Source organism: Candidatus Hydrogenedentota bacterium (assembly GCA_012523015.1).
In the GTDB taxonomy this organism is placed as follows: domain Bacteria; phylum Hydrogenedentota; class Hydrogenedentia; order Hydrogenedentales; family CAITNO01; genus JAAYBJ01.
In genome coordinates this window covers 1-2,788 of the sequence record JAAYJI010000238.1, presented here as the reverse complement: position 1 = coordinate 2,788, position 2,788 = coordinate 1, and the positions used below count along the sequence as shown (strand labels likewise).

The 2,788-nt window shown below is 48.4% G+C and carries 4 protein-coding genes; all 4 read right to left on the bottom strand.

Translation table 11 applies throughout. The features are described from left to right. Positions 1–518: PHP domain-containing protein (locus GX117_10390; GenBank protein ID NLO33746.1), on the bottom strand; the 518-nt coding region annotated here is incomplete at its 3' end. 131 nt (positions 519–649) lie between these two features. Continuing rightward, complete coding sequence (locus GX117_10385) at positions 650–811, bottom strand: hypothetical protein (GenBank protein ID NLO33745.1); 162 nt, start codon at positions 809–811, stop codon at positions 650–652. Continuing rightward, complete coding sequence (locus GX117_10380) at positions 808–1,074, bottom strand: hypothetical protein (GenBank protein NLO33744.1); 267 nt, start codon at positions 1,072–1,074, stop codon at positions 808–810. Before GX117_10380 ends, GX117_10385 begins: the two co-directional genes overlap by 4 nt. A 1-nt stretch (position 1,075) precedes the next feature. Continuing rightward, on the bottom strand, positions 1,076–2,788 hold a 1,713-nt coding region (locus GX117_10375; protein ID NLO33743.1), incomplete at its 5' end, for an FtsX-like permease family protein.

Below are 2,788 nucleotides of genomic sequence, written 5' to 3'. Positions count from 1 at the left end.
CCCTCGCTGTGTTGTTCCAGCAGCTCCTTGTCGATGCGGGGACGGTAGTAGAATCCCTCGGTCCAGCTCTTGGAGACGATCTTCACCAGGTTCTTGTAACCGGTCAGGTTCTTGGCCCGCACCACCAGGTGCCAGCCACTGCCGTCGATCTTTTCCGACTGCAAGAAGCGGCCGCGACGGGCCAGGTAACACTCACACCCCACGATCGGCTTGAAGAGCTTCTGCTCCAGCTGCTGCAAACGGTACAGCAATTCTTCCTTCTTGCTGGAAGCATCATCCCTTCCCTCAGACAGGGTGTTGATCTCTTTCTTTATTTTATCAATCTCACTCTTGTGTGGCCCGTTTTTCTTGTTGCAGTAGTTGAGGAATTCCTTGATGCCGTACATGGCACCATGGTCGGTGAGTGCGATGGCCCGCATGCCGTCGTTCAAGGCTTTGTCAACCAGCCGCTGGATACTGGCTTGCCCGTCGAGCAGCGAATATTGAGAGTGAACGTGTAAATGTACAAATGGATGCATATCTGTTGCGAGTGATATTTTGGATCTGCACAGGCAAATATACGGAAATTTACGCCAGGCTGTTTCTGTTATCTTCAGAAGTTATCAACCGGTGATACGATCGATCTCTATATGAAATGAGTGAATATTTTCTATTCACTTTTGACCACATCCGCGGGATTTTGTACTGATTTACGCCAGCTTTGCCACGAAACGGAAGCAACGGACAACAGCAGCACGGCAACACCGGCTAGTAGGAATATCCACCAGTCTAGCGAGGGTTTATGGGCGAAATTGGACAGCCATTGTTTCATCCCCACCAGGCTAGTGGTGAGGCGATGACAAAAGCGATGAAAATCAGGTGGATGAAACTCATATTCAGCATATAGATGATCTGACCGGGATGCGCTCCGTTTACATTACAAATGGCAATTTCCTTCCGCCGGCGCTTGACGATGGACGCCATGAAGATAATAAGTCGCAGGTTAGCAATGATAAGGCATAACAATGAAAACAGGTTGACGATACGTAGGGATCTATTTTTCGTAAGACGACGTAAAATAACGGCTATATTCATATCACTCCCCTTTCAGTGAATCCACCGGGTTTGCCCGAGCGGCTTTCCATGTCATATAGCTTACGGAGACCAATGTGAGGGAAAGTACTGCTATACCGGCAACGACAAATACCCACCACGAAAGCGCGATCTTGTAGGGAAAGTTCTCGAACCATTTCGTCATGGCGTAATAAGCGGCGGGGCAGGCGATCACAAACGCGATAGCCACCCTTTTCAATGAGTCTTTATTGAGCAGGAACAAGACCTCCTCTTTCGTGGCGCCGTTGATCTTCCTCAGGGCGATCTCTTTTTCCTTCTGACGGATCAGGTAGAGTGACATGGCAAACACGCCCATCACCATAATGACAATGGTCAGTATCGTGAAGGCGCTCATAATGGAGGATGTTTTACGGACGCTTTTGTAGTTCTGTTGAATCCCGTCATCCACGAACCGGGCTTCGAACAGTTCGCCGTCGGTGTATCCGGTATATTCCTTTTCGATGCGTTCAGCCGTGTCGTAATAATCCGTCCCTGGTGTCATTTTCACGATGATGACCCAAGGCCTTTCGTTGCTTCTTCGCCAGCGGATACGCAGTTGGTTATAATCCTGATAGAGATCCCGTATCTTGAAATCGCTGAAGTTACCTGCAATCTGCGCTTTATCTTCATCGCCCCAAGGACGGAATGTTTGCGTTGCCTGATCCACATGTACGGCTTTGTACGCCCTTTCGCTCAACCACCAGGTATCTTTTGATGGCAGGACGTCGGTCGGCACAATGGTAATACCATATATCTGGAAGAATGCCGAATCCACATAGAATTCCTGAAAGCTGAACTGTTCACCGTCCTGCTCGTAGGAAAAATTATTACCGCCGTTAAGGGGTGTCCCACACGAGAACGATACCAGCTTCACGCCCGGGATTCCCAGAAGTTTCGCCTTAAATCCGTCTAACTGCGTTGTGTCCAGTCCGCTATTGGATATTTCCAGAATACCTTCGCGGTTATAACCCAGGTCGTAATTGATCAAAAAATCGGATTGCCGCTGGATAAAGACAGCGCATATAAGTAACACCGTCGCCACCGTATATTGAAATACGATCAGTACTTTGGAGTAGGAAGATTTCACTTTCCGGGAGAAGGTTCCTTTTACCACTTCGAGCGGACTGAAGTTGGAAATGATAAGAGCGGGGATAATGCCTGCAAGGAACGAAATAATGAGCACAAAGAAGAGGCATAACCCGATCATGCCGGGTGTGAACTGATGTGCCAGATTAAGTGTGGTATCCAGTGCATTATTGAAGAACGGTTCGGCAAGAGATGCCAGCAGTAACCCGGCGAGGAAGGTGATGGCGGTGATCAGCAGCGACTCGGCGAGCAGTTGCGAACCCAGTTTAGCTTTGCTGCTTCCCAACAGTTTTTTAATGGCTGACTCTTTGCCGCGGAATCCCGCCTGCGCTACCGTAAGGTTGATGTAGTTCAACAGGGCGATCACCAATATCAACATAGCGATTGCCAGATATACCGTGATAGCGCTTCTGCTGTTCAGTCTCAAATCAATATAACCAGAACGCTCTACATTGAAATACGCCTCTTTGAGTGGCATAAATTGTATATTGTCTGAAAAACCCTCTTTAAAATACCAGAATTCTTTCTTGAATAAATCGAGCAGCATAGGGGCTTTCGAGGGCAGATCGGTTCCCGGCTTTGCCAGAAAGAACATGGTAAACCCGAAATT

Coding starts and splice junctions, on each gene's coding strand:
- GX117_10385 (NLO33745.1), bottom strand. CDS start 811: ATGAAACAATGGCTGTCCAATTTCGCCCATAAACCCTCGCTAGACTGG.
- GX117_10380 (NLO33744.1), bottom strand. CDS start 1,074: ATGAATATAGCCGTTATTTTACGTCGTCTTACGAAAAATAGATCCCTA.